Annotated in this window: 14 protein-coding genes; 1 reads left to right on the forward strand and 13 read right to left on the reverse strand. The window is 37.0% G+C overall.

Annotated features, from left to right (window positions below):
* Window positions 1–55: 55 nt before the first annotated feature.
* The 5 genes from ACEN25_RS13890 to ACEN25_RS13910 form a co-directional block, all read right to left on the reverse strand.
* A complete protein-coding gene (locus tag ACEN25_RS13890; protein ID WP_028376911.1) occupies window positions 56–802 on the reverse strand; it encodes a succinate dehydrogenase/fumarate reductase iron-sulfur subunit in 747 nt (248 codons plus the stop codon).
* Window positions 803–824: 22 nt separating this feature from the next.
* Entirely contained in the window at window positions 825–2,828 is a 2,004-nt protein-coding gene (locus ACEN25_RS13895; RefSeq protein WP_441803430.1) for a fumarate reductase/succinate dehydrogenase flavoprotein subunit, read from the reverse strand.
* 3 nt (window positions 2,829–2,831) lie between these two features.
* Window positions 2,832–3,488: a succinate dehydrogenase cytochrome b subunit gene (locus ACEN25_RS13900; RefSeq protein WP_035899861.1), complete on the reverse strand. Its 657-nt coding sequence runs from the start codon at window positions 3,486–3,488 to the stop codon at window positions 2,832–2,834.
* Window positions 3,489–3,740: 252 nt separating this feature from the next.
* Complete coding sequence (locus ACEN25_RS13905) at window positions 3,741–4,130, reverse strand: DUF2721 domain-containing protein (RefSeq protein ID WP_441803431.1); 390 nt, start codon at window positions 4,128–4,130, stop codon at window positions 3,741–3,743.
* A gap of 10 nt (window positions 4,131–4,140) precedes the next feature.
* Window positions 4,141–7,053: a WD40/YVTN/BNR-like repeat-containing protein gene (locus tag ACEN25_RS13910; RefSeq protein ID WP_441803432.1), complete on the reverse strand. Its 2,913-nt coding sequence runs from the start codon at window positions 7,051–7,053 to the stop codon at window positions 4,141–4,143.
* 121 nt (window positions 7,054–7,174) lie between these two features.
* Here ACEN25_RS13910 and ACEN25_RS13915 point away from each other — a divergent pair, with 121 nt between their 5' ends.
* Complete coding sequence (locus tag ACEN25_RS13915) at window positions 7,175–8,467, forward strand: aminopeptidase P family protein (RefSeq protein ID WP_441803433.1); 1,293 nt, start codon at window positions 7,175–7,177, stop codon at window positions 8,465–8,467.
* Window positions 8,468–8,567: 100 nt separating this feature from the next.
* On the opposite strand, the gene ACEN25_RS13920 is transcribed toward ACEN25_RS13915, so the two are convergent.
* From ACEN25_RS13920 to ACEN25_RS13955, 8 genes are all read right to left on the reverse strand, one after another.
* Entirely contained in the window at window positions 8,568–9,008 is a 441-nt protein-coding gene (locus ACEN25_RS13920; protein ID WP_441803434.1) for a hypothetical protein, read from the reverse strand.
* 123 nt (window positions 9,009–9,131) lie between these two features.
* A complete protein-coding gene (locus ACEN25_RS13925) occupies window positions 9,132–10,490 on the reverse strand; it encodes an endonuclease (protein ID WP_441803435.1) in 1,359 nt (452 codons plus the stop codon).
* Between the two features lie 75 nt (window positions 10,491–10,565).
* Window positions 10,566–11,729, reverse strand: a complete 1,164-nt coding sequence (locus ACEN25_RS13930) for a hypothetical protein (protein WP_441803436.1) — start codon at window positions 11,727–11,729, stop codon at window positions 10,566–10,568.
* A gap of 11 nt (window positions 11,730–11,740) precedes the next feature.
* Window positions 11,741–14,293 (reverse strand): TonB-dependent receptor, encoded by a 2,553-nt coding sequence (locus ACEN25_RS13935; RefSeq protein ID WP_441803437.1) that lies wholly within the window; start codon window positions 14,291–14,293, stop codon window positions 11,741–11,743.
* 166 nt (window positions 14,294–14,459) lie between these two features.
* On the reverse strand, window positions 14,460–16,106 hold the full coding sequence (gene pgi, locus ACEN25_RS13940; RefSeq protein WP_441803438.1) for a glucose-6-phosphate isomerase: 1,647 nt from the start codon (window positions 16,104–16,106) through the stop codon (window positions 14,460–14,462).
* Window positions 16,107–16,112: 6 nt separating this feature from the next.
* Window positions 16,113–17,345, reverse strand: coding sequence for a peptidoglycan DD-metalloendopeptidase family protein (locus ACEN25_RS13945; RefSeq protein ID WP_441803439.1), 1,233 nt, complete (start codon window positions 17,343–17,345; stop codon window positions 16,113–16,115).
* Window positions 17,346–17,370: 25 nt separating this feature from the next.
* Entirely contained in the window at window positions 17,371–18,327 is a 957-nt protein-coding gene (locus ACEN25_RS13950; RefSeq protein ID WP_441803440.1) for a tryptophan 2,3-dioxygenase family protein, read from the reverse strand.
* On the reverse strand, window positions 18,327–19,103 hold the full coding sequence (locus tag ACEN25_RS13955) for a DUF3108 domain-containing protein (protein WP_441803441.1): 777 nt from the start codon (window positions 19,101–19,103) through the stop codon (window positions 18,327–18,329). Before ACEN25_RS13955 ends, ACEN25_RS13950 begins: the two co-directional genes overlap by 1 nt.
* Between the last annotated feature and the right edge of the window lie 44 nt (window positions 19,104–19,147).

Genomic DNA, 19,147 nt, shown 5'->3' on the forward strand with positions numbered 1-19,147 from the left:
ATAAATTTTGAAATCTATCGGGTGTTTTATTTATAATTTCCGCTTTGCGAAAAGCTTATCCTTTTGAAACAGCACTTAAATACTCGCGATTCATACGAGCGATATTTTCTAAAGAAATTCCTTTAGGACATTCTATCTCGCAAGCACCAGTATTGGTACAATTTCCAAAACCTTCTAAGTCCATCTGACGTACCATATTTTGCACACGCTCTGTAGCTTCTACTTCACCCTGTGGCAATAAAGCAAACTGTGAAACCTTTGCAGATGTAAATAACATAGCACTTGCATTTTTACAAGCAGCAACACAAGCCCCACAACCTATGCACGTAGCTGCATAAAAAGCATCATCTGCATTCTCTTTCTTAATAGGAATCGCATTAGCATCTACTGTATTACCAGAAGTGTTTACAGAAATGTAACCACCTGCCTGCTGAATACGATCAAAAGAAGTACGATCTACAATCAAATCCTGTATTACCGGGAACGCAGTTGCTCTCCAAGGCTCTATTGTAATAGTATCCCCGTCATTAAACTTACGCATGTGTAACTGACAGGTTGTAACTAAACGGTCTGGACCGTGCGGTTCTCCATTAATTTGTAAGGAGCAACTTCCACAAATTCCTTCACGACAATCGTGATCAAATTCTACTGGCACTTCACCTTTATTAATCAAATCTTCATTAAGCACATCTAGCATTTCTAGAAAAGACATATCTCCGTCAATCCCATCAATCTGGTAGCTTTTCATCGCCCCTTTTGCTTTAGCGCTTTCCTGACGCCATATTTTGAGTGTTAACTTCATAGTAAAAGTTATCTTTTAATTATTATTTATAAGAACGCGTTTTAACTTCGATATTATCAAAAGTCAATTGTTCTTTATGCAATTTAGCCTCACGTGGATCTGCATTATATTCCCAGGCAGAAACAAAACTAAAGTTTTCATCATCTCTTAAGGCCTCTCCTTCCGGAGTTTGATATTCCTCTCTAAAGTGGCCTCCACAAGATTCATTTCTAGTTAAGGCATCTTTAGCAAAAAGTTCACCCAATTCTAAGAAATCGGCTACTCTTCCGGCTTTTTCTAACTCTGCATTTTTAGAATCTATACTTCCCGGTACTTTTACATTCTCCCAGAAATCTGCACGTAAAGCAGAAATCTCATCCATGGCTTCCTGAAGCTCTTTTGCGTTACGAGACATTCCACATTTATTCCACATGATTTTTCCTAAACGCTTGTGGTAATAATCTACAGAGTGTATGCCTTTACCACTCACTAATTTATTCATACGCTCCCGTACATCTTTTTCTGCCTGATCAAATTCTGGAGAATCTGTAGGTATCTTACCGGTACGAATATCTTTAGAAAGATAATCTCCAATCGTGTATGGCAATACAAAATAACCATCTGCAAGACCTTGCATCAATGCTGAAGCACCAAGGCGGTTAGCTCCGTGGTCTGAGAAATTCGCCTCTCCAGCGGCGTAGCAACCCGGAATAGTTGTTTGTAAGTTATAATCTACCCATAGACCACCCATCGTGTAATGTACTGCCGGGTAAATCATCATAGGTGTTTTATACGGATCCTCATCTACGATCTTTTCGTACATCTGGAAGAGGTTTCCGTATTTATTTTCAACTACAGCTTTACCGTAGTCGTATATTTCTTTATCTGAAGGGTTATGATTACCGTGTATTAAAGCTTCTTCCTTACCATAACGGTTTATTGCGCTCTTAAAGTCAAGATATACTGCCTCACCGGTTTTATTAACACCGAAGCCCGCATCACAGCGTTCTTTTGCTGCTCTTGATGCCACATCTCGAGGAACCAGGTTACCAAAAGCAGGGTAACGACGCTCTAAGTAATAATCACGATCTTCTTCTTTAAGATCTGTAGGTTTTAATTTGCCGGCACGTATAGCTTCTGCATCTTCTTTTTTCTTTGGAACCCAGATACGACCATCATTACGTAAGGATTCTGACATCAACGTCAATTTTGACTGATGATCTCCCGAAACCGGAATACAAGTAGGGTGAATCTGCGTATAGCAAGGATTTGCAAAATACGCTCCGCGACGATGCGCTCTCCACGCAGCCATTACGTTACTTCCCATCGCATTGGTTGAAAGAAAAAATACATTCCCATAACCACCACTCGCTAAAACAACTGCGTGAGCAGAATGCCTCTCAATTGCACCTGTTACCAGGTCACGGGCAATAATTCCTCGCGCTTTACCATCTACCAGGACAAGATCTAACATCTCATGACGGTTAAATGGCTGAATTTTACCTCTATTAATCTGGCGGTTCATTGCAGAATATGCTCCTAAAAGCAACTGCTGTCCCGTTTGCCCTTTTGCGTAAAAAGTTCTGGAAACCAAAACCCCACCAAAAGAACGGTTATCTAAAAGTCCGCCATATTCACGTGCAAAAGGAACTCCCTGTGCAACACACTGGTCGATAATATTTCCTGAAACTTCAGCAAGCCGATAAACATTTGCTTCGCGTGAGCGATAATCCCCACCTTTTATGGTATCGTAAAATAAGCGGTAGTTAGAATCCCCGTCTCCCTGATAATTTTTTGCAGCGTTAATACCTCCCTGTGCAGCGATAGAGTGCGCACGACGCGGAGAATCTTGATAGCAAAAAGTCTTCACGTTATAGCCTAACTCTGCTAACGTTGCAGCAGCACTACCTCCTGCAAGACCTGTACCTACAACAATAACATCTATGTTACGCTTGTTTGCAGGGTTAACCAGGTTAATATCATTTTTATGTTGAGTCCACTTATCTGCAAGTGGGCCGTCTGGTATATTTGATTTTAATTCTGACATCGTCTAGTGATTAAAATGGTGAAACAACGCGATGAATACAAAACCCGCAGGGATTGCGATTGCATAAAACTTAGCAAACTTCTTCAAGCCTGTCGCGTATTTGTTATTAAAGCCAACCGATTGAAAAGAAGATGCAAAACCGTGAAATAAGTGAAGCGCTAAGAAAACGAAAGAAAGCACATAAAGACCTGTTCTAACCGGGCTTTCAAACTTTTCTACTAACTCCCCGTAATAACGCGTAGCATCAGCAGGGTTTGACTCAATGTATTTGTGTACAATCTCAGGAAACCAGAAGTCATAAAAATGCAATCCTAAGAATGCTAAAATCACAAGACCACTGTAAATCATGTTACGGCTAACCCAGCTTGAGTTTGCACTCCCTTTGTAATTCACATAATTAATCTTACGTGCTGCACGGTTACGAATTTCAAGAATGAAACCCATTACAAAGTGAAAAATAACTCCAAAGATTAATACAGGTTGAAGTATTGCCTGTACCAAAAAGTTAGTTCCCATAAAATGAGAAAACTCATTAAAAGTTTCTGGGCTAAAGGTCGATGTTAAGTTAATTGTAAAATGCTGACCTAAAAACAATACTAGGAACAAACCTGAAAGTGCCATGGCAACTTTTCGGGCGATAGAAGAGGAAATGATTCCCATTTATTTACGTTTTTTATTTAGTGGCACAAAAATACGGCTCAAAAGGTTGTTTCACAAACTTTGAGACCGCTTTTGGAATGGTTTTAAATAATAAAAATAATGTTTAATATTTCTTACGAAAACCTTTGAAATATAGGCTTCTCGTTAAACATAATTTTCTTACTGAAGATTTGAATTGATGGTAATAGGTGACTTAAGTCTTTGTAAAACGATACAGGTTAACCGATTGTATTTTGTACTGCCACCGAATAATTAATCATCCATATCATTTAATTGAATTTCAAGAGCCCGAGTACTCAACTGAACTTCGATAAACGAAAGTGTTAGTGAAATCATTAAAGCTATTAAACTAGCTCCAAATACAATATTTGCAAGAAAATCTCTTTCAATATAAATCAAAAACATCGTTATTACCGCTAGTAGAAAACTTACAATTGCCATAGCCTGCATGGCTTTTATAATCCCCAGCCGTTTACGCAATTGATTAATTTGCTTTTTTACAGGAGATGACGAGTTATCCTGATACCGTTTATGCAACTCCCTAATTAAAGCAGCTATTGCAAGATATCTGGCATTATAAGCTAACATTGTTAAAGAAATTGCTGGAAACAACAATGCCGGAATACTCAGGTTTAAATTCATAAATAGTTTTTTAATCTTCCTGTGTTTGTGCGGCACGCTCAGCACGATCCTGGCGACGACTACCCTCTTTTATTTCAAATTTGGTTTTAGCAGATGTACCAGCTGCATTTATTTGCACCGTATAAGTACCCGGCGGAAGATAAAACACACCATTTTGAGCCTTTGTGATTTTTAAATTTTTAGTTTCTTTTTCTAATTGCTTTTTCCCATCTTCAGAAATACTTAAATCGTAGGTTACATAATTAAACCCCTTATCAATCTCTGCAGACCAGGATTTAACAGATTTACCTTCTTTACTTAAGATATCGAGTTTAGCCTCACCGGCTTTAGGAGCATAAAATTTAATGCTGGTTTCTGGTGTATTTGCAGTACGCCATGCACTCCACGACCTGCCCCAGTTTGTAGAAAAATCTACCGCTTGCATTTTAAACAGTTGCAAATCTTCAGCCTTACCGGGATCAAAACTCTGAATCTCATCAAGATTTGTTATAAAAATAGATCTTCCGTGAGTGCCCACTACCAGATCATTAGCTTCAGTTTGAATTACTAAATCGTGAACCGCTACATTAGGCATACTTCCGTCTAAAACCTCCCAGCTTTCGCCTTTATTGAAACTCACATAACTCGCGTCATCTGTTCCCAGATACAAGATGTTTTCTTTAACCGGGTCTTCTATAATTACATTTATAGGAGAAAGTGGCAAATTAGAGCTTATATCTTTCCAGCTCTTCCCATAATCATCGCTTACATATACGTAGGGCTTAAAATCGTCATAGCGGTAGCCATTTAAAGCTGCATACACCCTTCCTTTTTTATGAGTCGAAGCAGTTACTTTACTCACCCATAAATTCTGAGGTAAAGTTGTCGAAATAACTTTCCAACTGCCCCCGGCGTCTTGAGTGACCTGTATCACCCCATCATCACTACCGGTATAAATTAAACCGAATTGAAATGGGGACTCACTAATTGCCGTGAGCGTTCCGTAAGGTACATTACCTGGCTTGCCGCCCGCTGTAAGATCTGGCGAAATAGCCGTCCACGTGTCACCCTGATTCATAGAGCGGATTAACTTATTACCGCCCATGTATAAAATATCCTGATTGTGCGATGAAAGCAAAATGGGCGTTTCCCAATTAAAACGATATGGAGCTTCCCCTAAATCATGACTCGGTTTAATAAACGTACGCTCCCCTGTTTTTAAATTTAGACGATTGTAGAACCCAAACTGCGATCCCACATAAATAATATCACTATCTCTTCGGTCTATCTGCACCTGCATACCATCACCACCTCCTACGCGCTTAAAGGGGTATTGACCTTCTGCCTCATAATCTTTAGAGTACTCATAATTATGAGGTCCCTTCCAAGTTCCATTATCCTGTAAACCCCCATAAATATTATAGGGTTTCTCATAGTCTACATTAATTGCATAGAATTGCGCTAAAGGCATTGAGTTTATTTTTGACCAGCTTTTACCCCCGTCATAAGACATATTTAAACCACCGTCATTACCATTAATAAGATGATTTGGCATTTTAGGATCTACCCAAATAATATGATGATCTACATGAACATTAGGTTCATCTATATAGGTGAAGGTTTTACCGCCATCTGTAGATTTAATAAGCGGAACGCCTACTAAATAGATTTCGTTTTCGTTCTGTGGGTTTACATCCATTTCTGCGAAAACATACCCATAGGAATAAAAGAAATCTTCTATGTAGCCCTCATGAGTACGGTTCCACGTTTTTCCACCGTCATTAGATTTATAGATCTCTGCACCTATAACCTCACCTTCAGAGTCAGGACTGTTCTTATCGAAAGTATACAAATAGAAATCTGATGCTTTAAACTCCCCAGACTTTACCAATTCTTTTGCTTTAACAGCCGTGTATTGTTTTGGAAAGCGATTTGATTTTAAGTAATCATCAAGCTCATCGGCGTTCAATTCTAAAAATGCTGCGGAAGTCATATTTTTAAATGCTTCAGGCTTTAAATCTTCGTCTTTCTTTTCTGCTTTCTTCTCTTTAGAATCATCACGCATATCCTGATTATCATGAATTGCATAAAGTGTATTTGCATTTACAACAGCGAGACCTATACGCCCTACTCCTTTTCCCTGCGGAAAACCATTACCTACAGTCACTAACGACCAGGTTTCACCTGCATCAGTAGATTTATAAATCCCTGAGTTTTCACCCGACCCCCTAAAATCCCAAGCCATACGCGTTCTGTCCCAGGCAGCGGCATACAATACATTAGCATTTTCTGGCGCGGCACCCAGATTAATAATACCTGTGTCACTATTTATAAACAAGGTTTTATTCCATGTTTTTCCTCCATCTAAAGTCTTGAAAATGCCTCGCTCGTCATTAGGAGAGTACAAATGCCCTAAGGAAGCTACAAGTACTACATCAGGATTTTTTTCATCTACAATAATATCACTAATATGGTGCGAATCGTAAAGACCTGTATTCACCCAGGTTTTACCATTATCTGTACTTTTTAAAATACCTACCCCTGCATACGATGACCTTGAAGAAATGGTCTCGCCTGTACCTGCCCAGATTATATTATGTGCCCAGTTTACCGCAATATCACCCACATTTTGAGTAGGTGCCCTGTCAAAAACTGAAGTAAATGTAATACCGTTATTCACTGTATGCCAAACGCCACCCGTAGCATAAGCCACGTAAAACTCTGTGCTATTTTCAGGATTTACCTCAATATCAACTACACGACCACTCATAATGGTAGGGCCTGCATTTTTAAAAGGAATATTTTTAACAATAGAATTTGAAACCAAGGTTTCTTTAGTTTCAAGCGATTTTACAATTAAATCTGGCGAAGTGGCCGGTTGCTGAGCAAAAGAGCTCGAAAAAACAATTATAAAAAAAGTGAGGAGTAAAAATCGAATGTGCATAGTACAACAGTTTTATGCTTTTAAAAATACCTATTTGTTAAAGAAATCTAAACAATTTAAAAAGAGTTTAACACCCATTAATCATGTTGTTTTTACCTTTGAGTAAATTCAAATTACAACTATGAAATACGACCTAATAGATCGCAATCTTTTTATACATAATCGCAAAGAATTTATGGCTGCTATGAAGCCAAATAGTCTTGCAGTTTTCAACAGTAATGATATCTACCCCATAGGCTCTGATAGCACCATGCCTTTTCAGCAAAACAGAGATTTATTTTTTCTAAGTGGAGTAGATCAGGAAGAAAGTATTCTGGTACTTTTTCCAGATTGCCCTAAAGAAAAACACCGCGAGATTTTATTTTTAAAAGAAACTAATGACCACATTGCCGTATGGGAAGGAGAAAAACTCACAAAAGAGAAAGCTCTTGAAGTTAGCGGCGTAAAAACGGTGTATTGGATACAAGAGTGGGATAAGGTTTTTTATGAATTGATGACTCAAGCAGAGACGCTTTATATAAATACAAATGAGCATTACCGTGCCAATGTAGAAACTGAAACCCGTGAAGCTCGTTTTAATAAAAAAATAAAAGAGCAGTACCCTGCACATAGCGTAGCTAAAAGCAATCCTATATTGCAGCGCCTACGATCAGTAAAAAATCCTATAGAGATAGATTTACTACAAAAAGCCTGCGATATTACTGAAAAAGGCTTCAAGCGTATTCTTCAGTTTGTAAAGCCAGGTGTGATGGAATACGAAATAGAGGCTGAGTTTATGCACGAGTTTCTACGCAATCGCTCACGTGGTTTTGCCTACACACCCATTGTTGCTTCAGGAAATAATGCTAACGTGCTACATTATATCGTAAATAATGCAGAATGCAAGGCTGGCGACTTAATTTTACTAGATGTAGGTGCTGAATATGCAAATTACAGTAGTGATATGACGCGTACTATTCCCGTTTCCGGAAGATTTACAGCACGACAAAAAGAGGTTTACAATGCTGTTTTACGCGTTAAGAAAGAAGCTACAAAAATGCTTACACCAGGAAATCTTTGGGGACCCTATCATGAGGAAGTAGGTAAGTTGATGACTTCAGAGTTATTAGGACTTGGACTTCTCGACAAAGCTGATGTTCAAAATGAAAATAAAGACTGGCCGGCTTACAAAAAATATTTTATGCACGGCACCTCGCACCATATTGGTCTAGATACCCATGATTATGGTTTATTGCACGAACCCATGCAAGCCAATAATGTATTTACGGTTGAACCCGGCATCTATATTCCTGAAGAAGGTTTTGGAATTCGCCTGGAAGATGATTTAGTTATTCAGGAACAAGGTGAACCTTTTAATCTAATGCGCAATATTCCATTAGAAGTTGAAGAGATTGAAGACTGGATGAATCGCTAGATTCAGTTTGCAGTTTGCAACAATTGAAAAAGCTCCGTAATCATTTTGATTACGGAGCTTTTTTTTATGCTTAAGACTTTTGTCTGAAATCTATAATCTTCTAAAACCAGTTTGACCACGGAATGCGACTTAGCATTACAATAAGACCAAGGGTGTAAAATATCGCTAGTAGTTTAAACTTAGGCTTTGAAGTTAATTTTTTCTTATGCTTACTGTATCCTATTGTAATAAAAACAATGGTAAGAATCATTGCAATGGGATGCTCTACCACATACAAACGTAGATTAGGATCTTTCATCGCAGCACCCATACCTTGTGAAGCTATTGCTTTTGCTCCTAATGGAGAAACAAAATAAAGCACAATACCTATTAGTAATTGAATGTGTGAAACAATTAAAGTAAACAACGCCAACCTAAAATCACGAGCCCCAAATTCTTTACCTGAAAAATAAGAAACGAGTACGTTTATAGTTGTTATTGTAAGGATAATAAGAGCCAAATAAGCCCAGTACGAATGCACAAATTGTACGGTAGTATACATAGTCTGAAATTTTAAAAATCAAAGATAACTTTTTGCTCTGAAAGGACTGAAACCGAAATGCTTTAAATGCAAAAAACCCTTCCGTTTAAAATGGAAGGGTTTTTATTAAGCTTTAATTAGAAACTAGTTCCATGTGTTTTCAGCAGGTGTTCCACCCCAAATTAAGGTTACTAAATATGGATTGTCTATAAATGGATTACGATTACCCTGAGCTGCTTCTATAACTTTGTTTCTGTTTTTCTCAAAATCTGAAACAGGATCTTCACGGTTCCACTTTAAAAACAAGTCAAGATTTCCTACTTTTTTAAAGTCTTCGCCATATCGTATATTAAGATATAAAACAGCTCTCGCTACATCACCTTTCCACTCATCACCAGGATACCATGAATTATCATTTATTAATTTGTAAGCCCCACTACCATCTACAAAAGGGTAATTTAATCGTAATGTATTTACCTCATCATCTGCAGAACGTAAATGATGCAAATCTGTCACAGCATCTTCGGTAGCTAATCGTGACTGAGGGAAAATATGCTCAGTATTAAAGGTTTGTGGTGAATGAGAATTGCTTCCTGAAGTATACTCCCGCTCATCACGGCTTTCTCCAGAATACATTAATATCACATTAGCAGGGTTACTCAAATCTGCATCTGCATCATATAAAAATTGGTGGCGCTGTGTGTATGTTAAAATTGTGGTGTGCTTTGCTATTGTAAATGAGCTTAAAGCATCAAATGTGAGATCTCCATCTTCAAAGAAGCTCACGCCAGCATAATAACTTTGTAACTGCGCAGGAATTGTAAAACTTACCGCCTCTAATACATTTATGGTTACCGTTGCTGTAGAACAGCTAGGGGTCGCATCGTTATCACAGATTGTATACGTAAAAGTATCTTCACCTAAAAAGTTTGTCGCAGGGGTATAGGTAACAGAGCCGTTACTATTCAACACACCTGTTCCCGTACTAGTCGAAAAATCTACACTTGTAAGCACAGCCCCGTCAAGTAACTCATCATTTGCTAATAAATTTACAAGTGTTAAAGAGGTGGATTTTGCTGTGGCTGCAGTGTCATCTTTAGCAACCGGCGTACCTGCATCTGAAACAGTTATGGTAACGGTTGCCTGTGAGCAAATACTTGTATCTGCATTAAGACATAATTGATAAGTAAACGTATCGTCCCCTACAAAATTAGGCTTTGAAGTATAAGTATAACTGCCATTACGATTGTCTGTTAGTGTACCACCCTGTGTGGTTGCCGCATCAACAGAAACAATACGTGCACCAGAAGCTAAATCATCATTGGCAGTTAGATTTTGAATTATAAAATCTGTGTTTTCTTCGGCGTTGAATGCATCAGCTACTGCTACCGGACTTTCTAATTCTGGCTCTACGGGAGGCGCAACAACTACATCATCATCAGAACCCCCACACGACGCAAAAGCTAACATTGAACATAGAGCAACAACTATTTTCTTTCTCATAATAAAATTTTTACAAAAATAAAAAAACCTCCTGTCTCTTATTGAGCAGGAGGTTTTATTTAAACTATTATCTATTTATTGTTTTACCCAACTTCCGTTAGTTTTAATTACAAAGAACGTTTCTGTTGTGTTCGCCCCATTATAAATATCAAGAGTTACAGCATATTTCTGACCTTCTTCTGCATTAGCATCTAACTTATTTAATAGTAAATTTAGAGCTCTATATATTAAGTCATCACTCCAGAAAGCATCATTACCGCTACGACGATCAAGGTTGTTATAACGTAACATACTTGCTGTTTGAGCAGGGAACTCTGAAGATAATTCTGAACCTATAAATGCATAATCAGCTACAGCCAATGTATAAGCTATAGTATTATCAGGAATCCATTCACCTGCATCATTACCGAACTGAAGAGTCATAGGAAGTGCATTATTATACACATTCCATTTAGATCCGTCAAAAATGAAATTTGCTATGAAACTATACGTTGCACTATCTGTAACACTTCCATCTCCATCAATATCATTTACATCTGTAGTATAAACTTTGTACATTGTAGATTTAACATCATTGACTGCAACATCTTCATATTTAAATTTATCTAAAAGATAAATTGGTAATTTTCTCAAAGCTTCGTCCTTAGTATTGAAGTTTGCAAAACCTTGACCTACCATTGTATATTCGGCATTTGTAAGTCCTAATGCAAATTGCCATTCACCATTTACTCTAAGAAACCCATTATTCAAAGTTTGAGTACTTCCGTTGTAAAACTTGTATGTTAAAGAAACTAATGTTCTGTTAGCAACATCAGGAAATTTGTCATCTAAAAATGTATAGATCTGATCCTCATCGTCAAAGTTGTCAAATCGTTCTGTTTCAGGATATGAATCATAATCTGCAGTACTTACTGTGTAAACAATTAATGAGCGCTCAGTAGATACCGGAGCATACAAATCATATGTTACCGTTGCTAAAGAACCATCTCCTAAAACAGGGAAATTATTTTTCAGAACTAACGGAACTAAACTCTTAGCATCCTCTACAGTATTAAAAGTTGCAAAATCAAGTTCTAAAACTTTTTTGTAGTCATCTTCAGTTAATGTATAATTAAATACATCAGAGATACCTGCTTCATTTGCCTCTAGCTGATCATTAATATCTTCTACAGGATCACAACTTACCATAGACATAGCCCCTACAGTAATTGCTGTCAATAAATAATTAAATTTTTTCATTTCAATTTTTATTAAAAATTAATTTTTGCACCTACAGTATAGGTTCTACCAGCTCCGTAATAAACTCTTGCTGTAGTTGCAAGTGAGTTATTACCGTCTTGTGCATCAGAAATGTATTCTGTATCTAAAACGTTAAATACATTAGCATTAATCTGCGCATTAAATCCTCCGAAGTTAAATCTGTGCGTTAAACCTAAGTCAAGTAAACCATATTCTGGCATTTCCCAAGTTTGTGGTAATCCCTCTGCACTACGACCTGTAGGATCGTAATCTGCAAAGTAATCTGCAGCATAGTTAAAAGATGCTCTTATAGTAGTAGAAGCTAATACTGCATAATCTGCACCTAAAGCAAAGGTAGTTTGAGCAGAATTTCCAACTTTTACATCCTCTAAATAAATATCAATAGGATCTCCAATTGGGTTTTGTTGATCATCAAATACCTGAACATTTTTAATATCATTAGCAAATTTCCAGTCACCTAAAGAAGCCATACCTGTTAAAGTTAAAGTTTCTATTGGGCGGTATTGTAGCTCCAATTCAACACCTTGATGCAACTGGTTTAAACCTAATATATTTGCAGTGTATTGAACATTATCTGCTGTTCTTGAGATCGTGTAGGTACGATCTGTCCATTTTGTACGATAAACGTTAAGATCTGCTCTAAAATTATCACTTCTAAAACCATAACCTACTTCTGCACTAAAGATTTTTTGATTCTCTGCATCAGCATTAGTTATGTTTGTGTTATTTATGAAAACTGCATCACTAAAAGGAGCACGCTCAAAGTAACCCACATTTGCAAAAACATTATTTACATCATCAAGTCTGTAGTTAAGACCACCCTTAGTACTAAAAGCAGTAAAGTTTACCCAGTCTGTTTCTCTTAATGGATCTTCTGGAGTGTACTTGAAGTAATCTTCTCTTTTGTAAGATGTATTGTTACCGGCAACAGAAATAACTGCTGAAATCTTGTCTTTGTTATATTCTGCCTGAGCAAAAAGACCAGCCCAGTTTGTATAACCCGAATCACTATAGTTATACTTATCACCTACCTTAACAACCTTATTAGGATTATTAACATCATTATTGTCTATATAAAAAGAACCTCCTAAAAGATCTGTAAGCTCTGTAAAGTGATCTCCTTTGTAGATACGTACATCAACACCCGCAGAAAGGTCAATATATTCTGAAAGCTCTGTATTATATGTTGATAAAGCACCATACCACTGGTGGTTGTTTCTAGATGCTCTTAAAAACGTCTCAACACTAGTTGCTGCTCCCAAGGCTTTATTTTCAGCAACAATTTTATCAAAATCTACAGGACCATAAGCAGAATCACGATAATTTAAATCATCTTTTCCAAATTTGTTAGCACCTGCAGTACCACCTCCACCACCAGTACCATAAGAGGCATAGATAGATGTTGTAAGTGAAGAAATATCACTAATTGTCCAATAATGGTTTAATGACATTTGTGGTTTGTGATAGAAGTTATCTTCGTGATTTAATAACTGTCCATTTTTATAACCGTAATCTGTGTTCGTTTTGATTCCACGCTCACTTTTTCTGTAATCATCAATTAACAATCTGTTTTGACGCTGACCGTGACGTTGTGGAGCACCGAAAGCCGTGAACGATAATTCATGGTTTTCATTTATTTTCTTAGCTACGTTTAAGAAGTAAGAATATGCATCAATAGTAGTTGCATCAACAAACTGCTCTCCTGTAGTTCTTGATAAACTTACAGTTGCAGCCCAATCATTATCTAATAAGCCTGTTGAAAGAGTAAAACCATATTTTGTATAGCCATCATTACCAGTAGTCATTACAACATTACCACCTGCAGCAATATCAGTAGATTTTGTAACGATGTTTACAGTACCTCCAATTGATGGAAGACCTATCATAGCAGCACCAAGACCTCTTTGAACCTGCATAGAGCTAGTTACATCAGAAAGACCTGCCCAGTTACTCCAGTAAACATTACCGTTTTCCATGTCATTTACAGGAATACCGTTAATCATTACCGCAACGTTTTGAGAATTAAAACCACGTATACGCAGCTCTGCATCTCCAAAACCACCACCACCTCTAGTCACATAAACACCAGGTGTAGTTTTTAAGATTTCAGGAAATTCCTGACTACCCAATTCATTCTCAATAGTTTCTGCTTTAATTGTAGAAACTGCAACAGGAGTTTTACGATCTATTGCTAAAGAGTAAGCCTTAACAATTACTTCATCAAGAGCATCAGAATCCATCTGAAGCTTCACAGTACCTAAATCAATAACTTTTTTTCCTGTAACATCAAAATTTAACGTTAGTGGAGCAAATCCCACATAAGAAACACGTAAAGAACCTGTGTTTTTAGCAACTTGAATCTCAAATAACCCATCAAAATCAGTTGATACTCCGTTAGTTGTGCCATCAACAACTACGTTAACTCCAGGTAGTGGTGTGCCATTTTCACCATCTACAACTGTACCTCGTAAAGTTCCCTGAGCCTGCGCAACAGCAGTTAACAGAAGAAAAACAAGTGCTAGTAAACTTGTAATTTTTTTCATTGTGCTTGTTTGAATTTATAATTTTTGCAAAAGTCTTAATAAAGACCTAATTAAATATTAACGCAATGTTAAGGATTACTATTTAACGCAATATGTTTAATTTTAACTCTTAAATATCTATAATTGATATTTAAGAGTTAAAAATATAAATTACAAGCACATTTTACTATTCACTTTTAAAATGCTTAATTAGGGATGTGGTTGAACTATCGTGACTTGCTATACTATCTGAATTTAAGTCTGTTAACACGTTTTTTGCCAACTGCTTACCCAATTCTACACCCCATTGATCGTAACTGAAAATATTCCAAAGAATACCTTCTGTAAAGATTTTATGCTCGTATATCGCGATTAGCGCTCCCAAGCTTTCTGGCGTTAATTTATCAATAAGTATAGTGGTAGTAGGTTTATTTCCGTCAAAAACCTTAAATGGAACCAATTTGTCTATAGCGGTTGCACTCATATTTGAAGACTCTAATTCCTCACGCGCTTCTTTTTCGGTTTTACCATTCATCAGGGCTTCCGTCTGTGCAAAGAAGTTTGCCATTAATTTATTATGATGATCTGAATCGCCGTGAAGAGCGTGTTTGAATCCTATAAAATGAGTTGGAATAATTTTAGTTCCCTGATGTATTAATTGAAAGAAAGCATGTTGTGAGTTTGTTCCCGGTTCTCCCCATACGATTTGACCGGTTTGATAATCTACAGGATTGCCATTACGATCTACACTCTTCCCGTTACTTTCCATAATTGCCTGTTGTAAATAGGCCGGAAAACGGTGCAAATACTGCGTATAGGGTATAATCGCTTCACTTTCAGCACCAAAAAAATTATTGTACCAGATAGTCGTAAGCGCCATCATCACCGGAATGTTTTCGCCCAAATCAGCCTTTTTAAAGTGCTCATCGGCTTTATGAGCTCCCGCAAGCATACTTTCAAAATTGTTGTATCCTACAGCCAGAGCAATAGATAGGCCAACAGAACTCCAAAGCGAAAAACGACCACCAACCCAGTCCCACATGGTAAACACATTGTTAGGATCTATACCAAAGTCTTTAACTGCTTCTTCATTTGTAGATACAGCAACAAAATGTTTAGCCACGGCTTCACCTTCTGCAACCGTGCCAGCCACTTTACTCAAAAACCATTTACGAGCGGTATTCGCATTAGACAAGGTCTCCTGAGTTGTAAAAGTTTTTGAAACAATTACAAAAAGTGTTGTTTCAGGATTCAAATATTTTAAAGACTCGTGAACGTGATCACCATCTACGTTAGAAATAAAATGAACCTTTAAATGATTATGATAAAAGGCTAAAGCTTCAGCCACCATATTAGGGCCCAAATCTGAACCACCTATACCTATATTTACAACATCGGTAATAGATTTACCGGTAAAACCTTTGTGCGCTCCGCTTATAACTGTATCACAAAAACCTTTTATTTTTTCTTTAACCGCGTTTACTTCAGGAATAACGTCTTCACCATCAATTGCTATGTGAGCATCTTTAGGTTGTCTTAATGCTGTATGCATTACCGCTCTTCCTTCGGTCTCATTTATCTCAGAACCATTAAAATATGCGGCACGTGCGTCTTCAAAATTCATCTCTTTCGCTAAATCTAATAAAAGAGATTTAGTTTCAGAAGTCATTCTATTTTTACTATAATCTACATAAAAGTCATCCCAGATTAAGGAAAAATCTTCGGCTCTTGAATCATCCTTAAAGAGCGTTTTCATTTCTAAGGCTCTTACCTTTTCAAAATGATCTTTTAGCGCCTTCCAGGCTTTTGTTTGAGTGGGATTGATTTTTTGCATGTTATATTATTTTTTGAAGGTTATTGCGTCTAGTTGCTCTACTAATGGAGCAATGTGTATAAAATATTCTTCTTGTAGTGCTTCTGCTAATGGTTCTGAAGTAGGCAGGTTTAAGGCAAAAGGATCTACCTGCTTACCGTTTTCCCAAAATCTGTAACAAACATGAGGACCACTGGTATTTCCTGTCATCCCTATATATCCTATCACATCTCCCTGAGAAACACGCTGACCAACTTTAACCGCTCGCTTACTCATGTGAAGATATTGCGTTTCATAGGTTTTATTATGTCTAATCTTAACATAATTACCGTTTCCGCCTCTATATTCAGATTTAGTTACGGTACCATTTGCAGTTGCCATAATAGGCGTACCTACAGCACCGGCAAAGTCAGTACCTTTATGTGGTCTAATACGATTACCATAATAGGCTATACGACGTTTAAGGTTGTATCTCGATGAAATACGGTTAAATGACAAAGGTCCTTTTAAAAAGGCACGTTTTAAATTCATCGCTTCTTTATCAAAATACCCGTAAGTATCAGCGAGGCTGTCACTTTTATATCTGAAGGCATAAAACGGTTTGCCTTTATGCTCAAACCAGGAGGCTTTTATCTCGCCTATTCCCGCAGGGATGGTATCGTTTATAAACTTCTCTGTATAGACCAGTTTAAAACGATCTCCTGCCTGAAGTCTAAAGAAATCTATGGTCCACGCATAGATGTCTGCCATCTTATATGCCACATTAACACTAAGGCCTAAGTCGTCAAAAGTCGTAGAAAGGTTATTGTTAATTACACCACTTACTTCACGTTCTTTAATTGTAACAGGACGTTTTTTTGCAGTAGCCTGTACAACCTCATCTTTAAAATCAAGAACAACATAATCTATATTGTTTTCTTCATAAATGAAGACCTGCGCTTGATTTAATGTATCCTTAGATTTTAATAACGTATAGGGTTTACCTACACGAATAAGACGAGTATCAAAAACACCCTGAACAGAATCTGTAATCTGCTGAATTGTGGCATAATCAATTCCATTATCAAATAATATTTGTCCAAAACTATCTCCCTGTTGAACCGTATCTGAGACAACGTTATAATCATTAAGGGTGTAACCAAAACGTTTTACTATAGGGGCGACTTTTTCTTTTGTAACGGGTTTAACTTCTTTTGTTTCATCATCTGCACACGCACCAAATGTAAGTGCTGCCAGAAGTAGTATGCTTAATTTCTTCAATTTAGGGTTTTTGAAAATTCTTAATTTAGTCTATGTTTTGTCCCCATTCATCACGCTCATTCTCAGACCATAACTCCGGAAAGAAAATGCGCTTTTGATATTTAGGATGCATATATTTTACCCAATCACTGCCACCTGTAGCTTCAAGAGGTTCTTTACCTTGATTTAAATAATGTAGTGCTGCGTGGTAATGCGCCATTACCCATTGTATATTAACCGTATAATCATAGTGACGCATTGCCTTTATTAATATTGCATCTTTTTGATCTGAAAGTGGTAGTGTTTTAAATTTTGACCATAAGTTTAGCGATTCATAACGCTTAATGAAACGGATGAATTCCTCTTTATATTTTAATTCAAACTCTTTTAACGTATAACTTTTTTCTCCTGTACTGTAGTCTTTGCCGGCAGCCTGCCAATACAGGTGTTCAAAAGCATTATTGTAAAAGAGGTCATCTTTAATATCATCACTACTAAAATCGTTACGGAAGCGCGCATCTATAAGATTACAGAATTCTGTTGAGCTGAATTCAATAAGGCGGTATTGCGCACTTTGAAATCCGCTGGCAGGACTAAGGGTTCTACGAAATTTTAAGTATTGCTCCATCTCCATTCCCTCACGCATAATATTAAAAGAAGAGGTGAGCATATCAAAATATCTACTAATGCGATCTAATTTTGATGAAAAGAGAGCGGTAGTAAGCTCAGCAGCATAGGCTACTTGTTCTATCTCCCACAAGATCATTTTAAACAGCAACTCATTAATTTGATGGTACATAATAAATACCATCTCATCGGGAAATAATGTGCGTTGTACCTGTAGGTTTAAAAGTATATCTGTTTGAATATAGTCCCAATAATTTATGGGCTTACCATGTACAAAACCCTCTAAATGGTGATTAAGATTCTGGCCCATTGCATCAAACTTATCGCTTAAAGCGTTTAACTGCTTTTGTGTTTCCGGGCTGTTTTCTTTTATCATTAATCTTGTATAATATAGAAAGGATGCTTTAAACCTTTATAAGCATCAATATCTGCTTTTAGTGAACCTACTGCTAAATCAGCTTTGATTTGTAAAGGTATTTTATTTTGATCATCACTAATCCAAACTGTCAAACTTTCTTGCTCTTTAAATACTCTTCCGGCTTGTACATAAGGTCTAAAAATAAGGGTATTTACTTTACCGAACTTGGTTTTAAGCACTTCTCTACCCAAGAATTTAAGTTTGAATTTAAAGTTTTCCTGATCAAAGAACATATTAATCACTGTCTCGTCGCCATCTTTCAAAGTCTTTGAATCAATTGCATTGCGCAAATAATAAAAACTAGAAACCATATCGTGTATTGAAGGTTCAGTTTTATGAGTAGTGATCGTGTTATGCTTCTTATCGTTTACAGTAGCAACATGAGCGCGCTGATCAAAATCTATTACTTTATCTTTTGTGTGGCCGCCCTCATCAATTTTCCGAATAAATTTATAAGGAAGCGTTGTTTGCTTATCTACATAAGTCTCATAATAATCTTCAACGCCAAAAAACAATTTGGTCATTCCCGTAGTGACACCTTTACCCTTAATATGATATACCGGCTTACCCTTATACGTATCATTAGAGACAGCCATTGTGGCTTCACCCGCTTTCCACCAGCCACTATAACTAATACGGAATCTAAACCACTCCCCATCGCCAAAAGAATTCTCTTGAGCAAATGTCGCAAAGCTTAAAAGCATAATTGTAAAAAACAGAAAACCTTTTTTCATAGCACTAATTATTAGGGGCTTTACTAATGCTTTTGCAAGAGTTG

The organism is Leeuwenhoekiella sp. W20_SRS_FM14 (assembly GCF_052119605.1).
Lineage (GTDB): Bacteria > Bacteroidota > Bacteroidia > Flavobacteriales > Flavobacteriaceae > Leeuwenhoekiella.

Excerpts from the sequence above, each read along its gene's own strand:
- ACEN25_RS13890 (WP_028376911.1), bottom strand. The coding sequence starts at position 802 with ATGAAGTTAACACTCAAAATATGGCGTCAGGAAAGCGCTAAAGCAAAA.
- ACEN25_RS13895 (WP_441803430.1), bottom strand. The coding sequence starts at position 2,828 with ATGTCAGAATTAAAATCAAATATACCAGACGGCCCACTTGCAGATAAG.
- ACEN25_RS13900 (WP_035899861.1), bottom strand. The coding sequence starts at position 3,488 with ATGGGAATCATTTCCTCTTCTATCGCCCGAAAAGTTGCCATGGCACTT.
- ACEN25_RS13905 (WP_441803431.1), bottom strand. The coding sequence starts at position 4,130 with ATGAATTTAAACCTGAGTATTCCGGCATTGTTGTTTCCAGCAATTTCT.
- ACEN25_RS13910 (WP_441803432.1), bottom strand. The coding sequence starts at position 7,053 with ATGCACATTCGATTTTTACTCCTCACTTTTTTTATAATTGTTTTTTCG.
- ACEN25_RS13915 (WP_441803433.1), top strand. The coding sequence starts at position 7,175 with ATGAAATACGACCTAATAGATCGCAATCTTTTTATACATAATCGCAAA.
- ACEN25_RS13920 (WP_441803434.1), bottom strand. The coding sequence starts at position 9,008 with ATGTATACTACCGTACAATTTGTGCATTCGTACTGGGCTTATTTGGCT.
- ACEN25_RS13925 (WP_441803435.1), bottom strand. The coding sequence starts at position 10,490 with ATGAGAAAGAAAATAGTTGTTGCTCTATGTTCAATGTTAGCTTTTGCG.
- ACEN25_RS13930 (WP_441803436.1), bottom strand. The coding sequence starts at position 11,729 with ATGAAAAAATTTAATTATTTATTGACAGCAATTACTGTAGGGGCTATG.
- ACEN25_RS13935 (WP_441803437.1), bottom strand. The coding sequence starts at position 14,293 with ATGAAAAAAATTACAAGTTTACTAGCACTTGTTTTTCTTCTGTTAACT.
- pgi (WP_441803438.1), bottom strand. The coding sequence starts at position 16,106 with ATGCAAAAAATCAATCCCACTCAAACAAAAGCCTGGAAGGCGCTAAAA.
- ACEN25_RS13950 (WP_441803440.1), bottom strand. The coding sequence starts at position 18,327 with ATGATAAAAGAAAACAGCCCGGAAACACAAAAGCAGTTAAACGCTTTA.
- ACEN25_RS13955 (WP_441803441.1), bottom strand. The coding sequence starts at position 19,103 with ATGAAAAAAGGTTTTCTGTTTTTTACAATTATGCTTTTAAGCTTTGCG.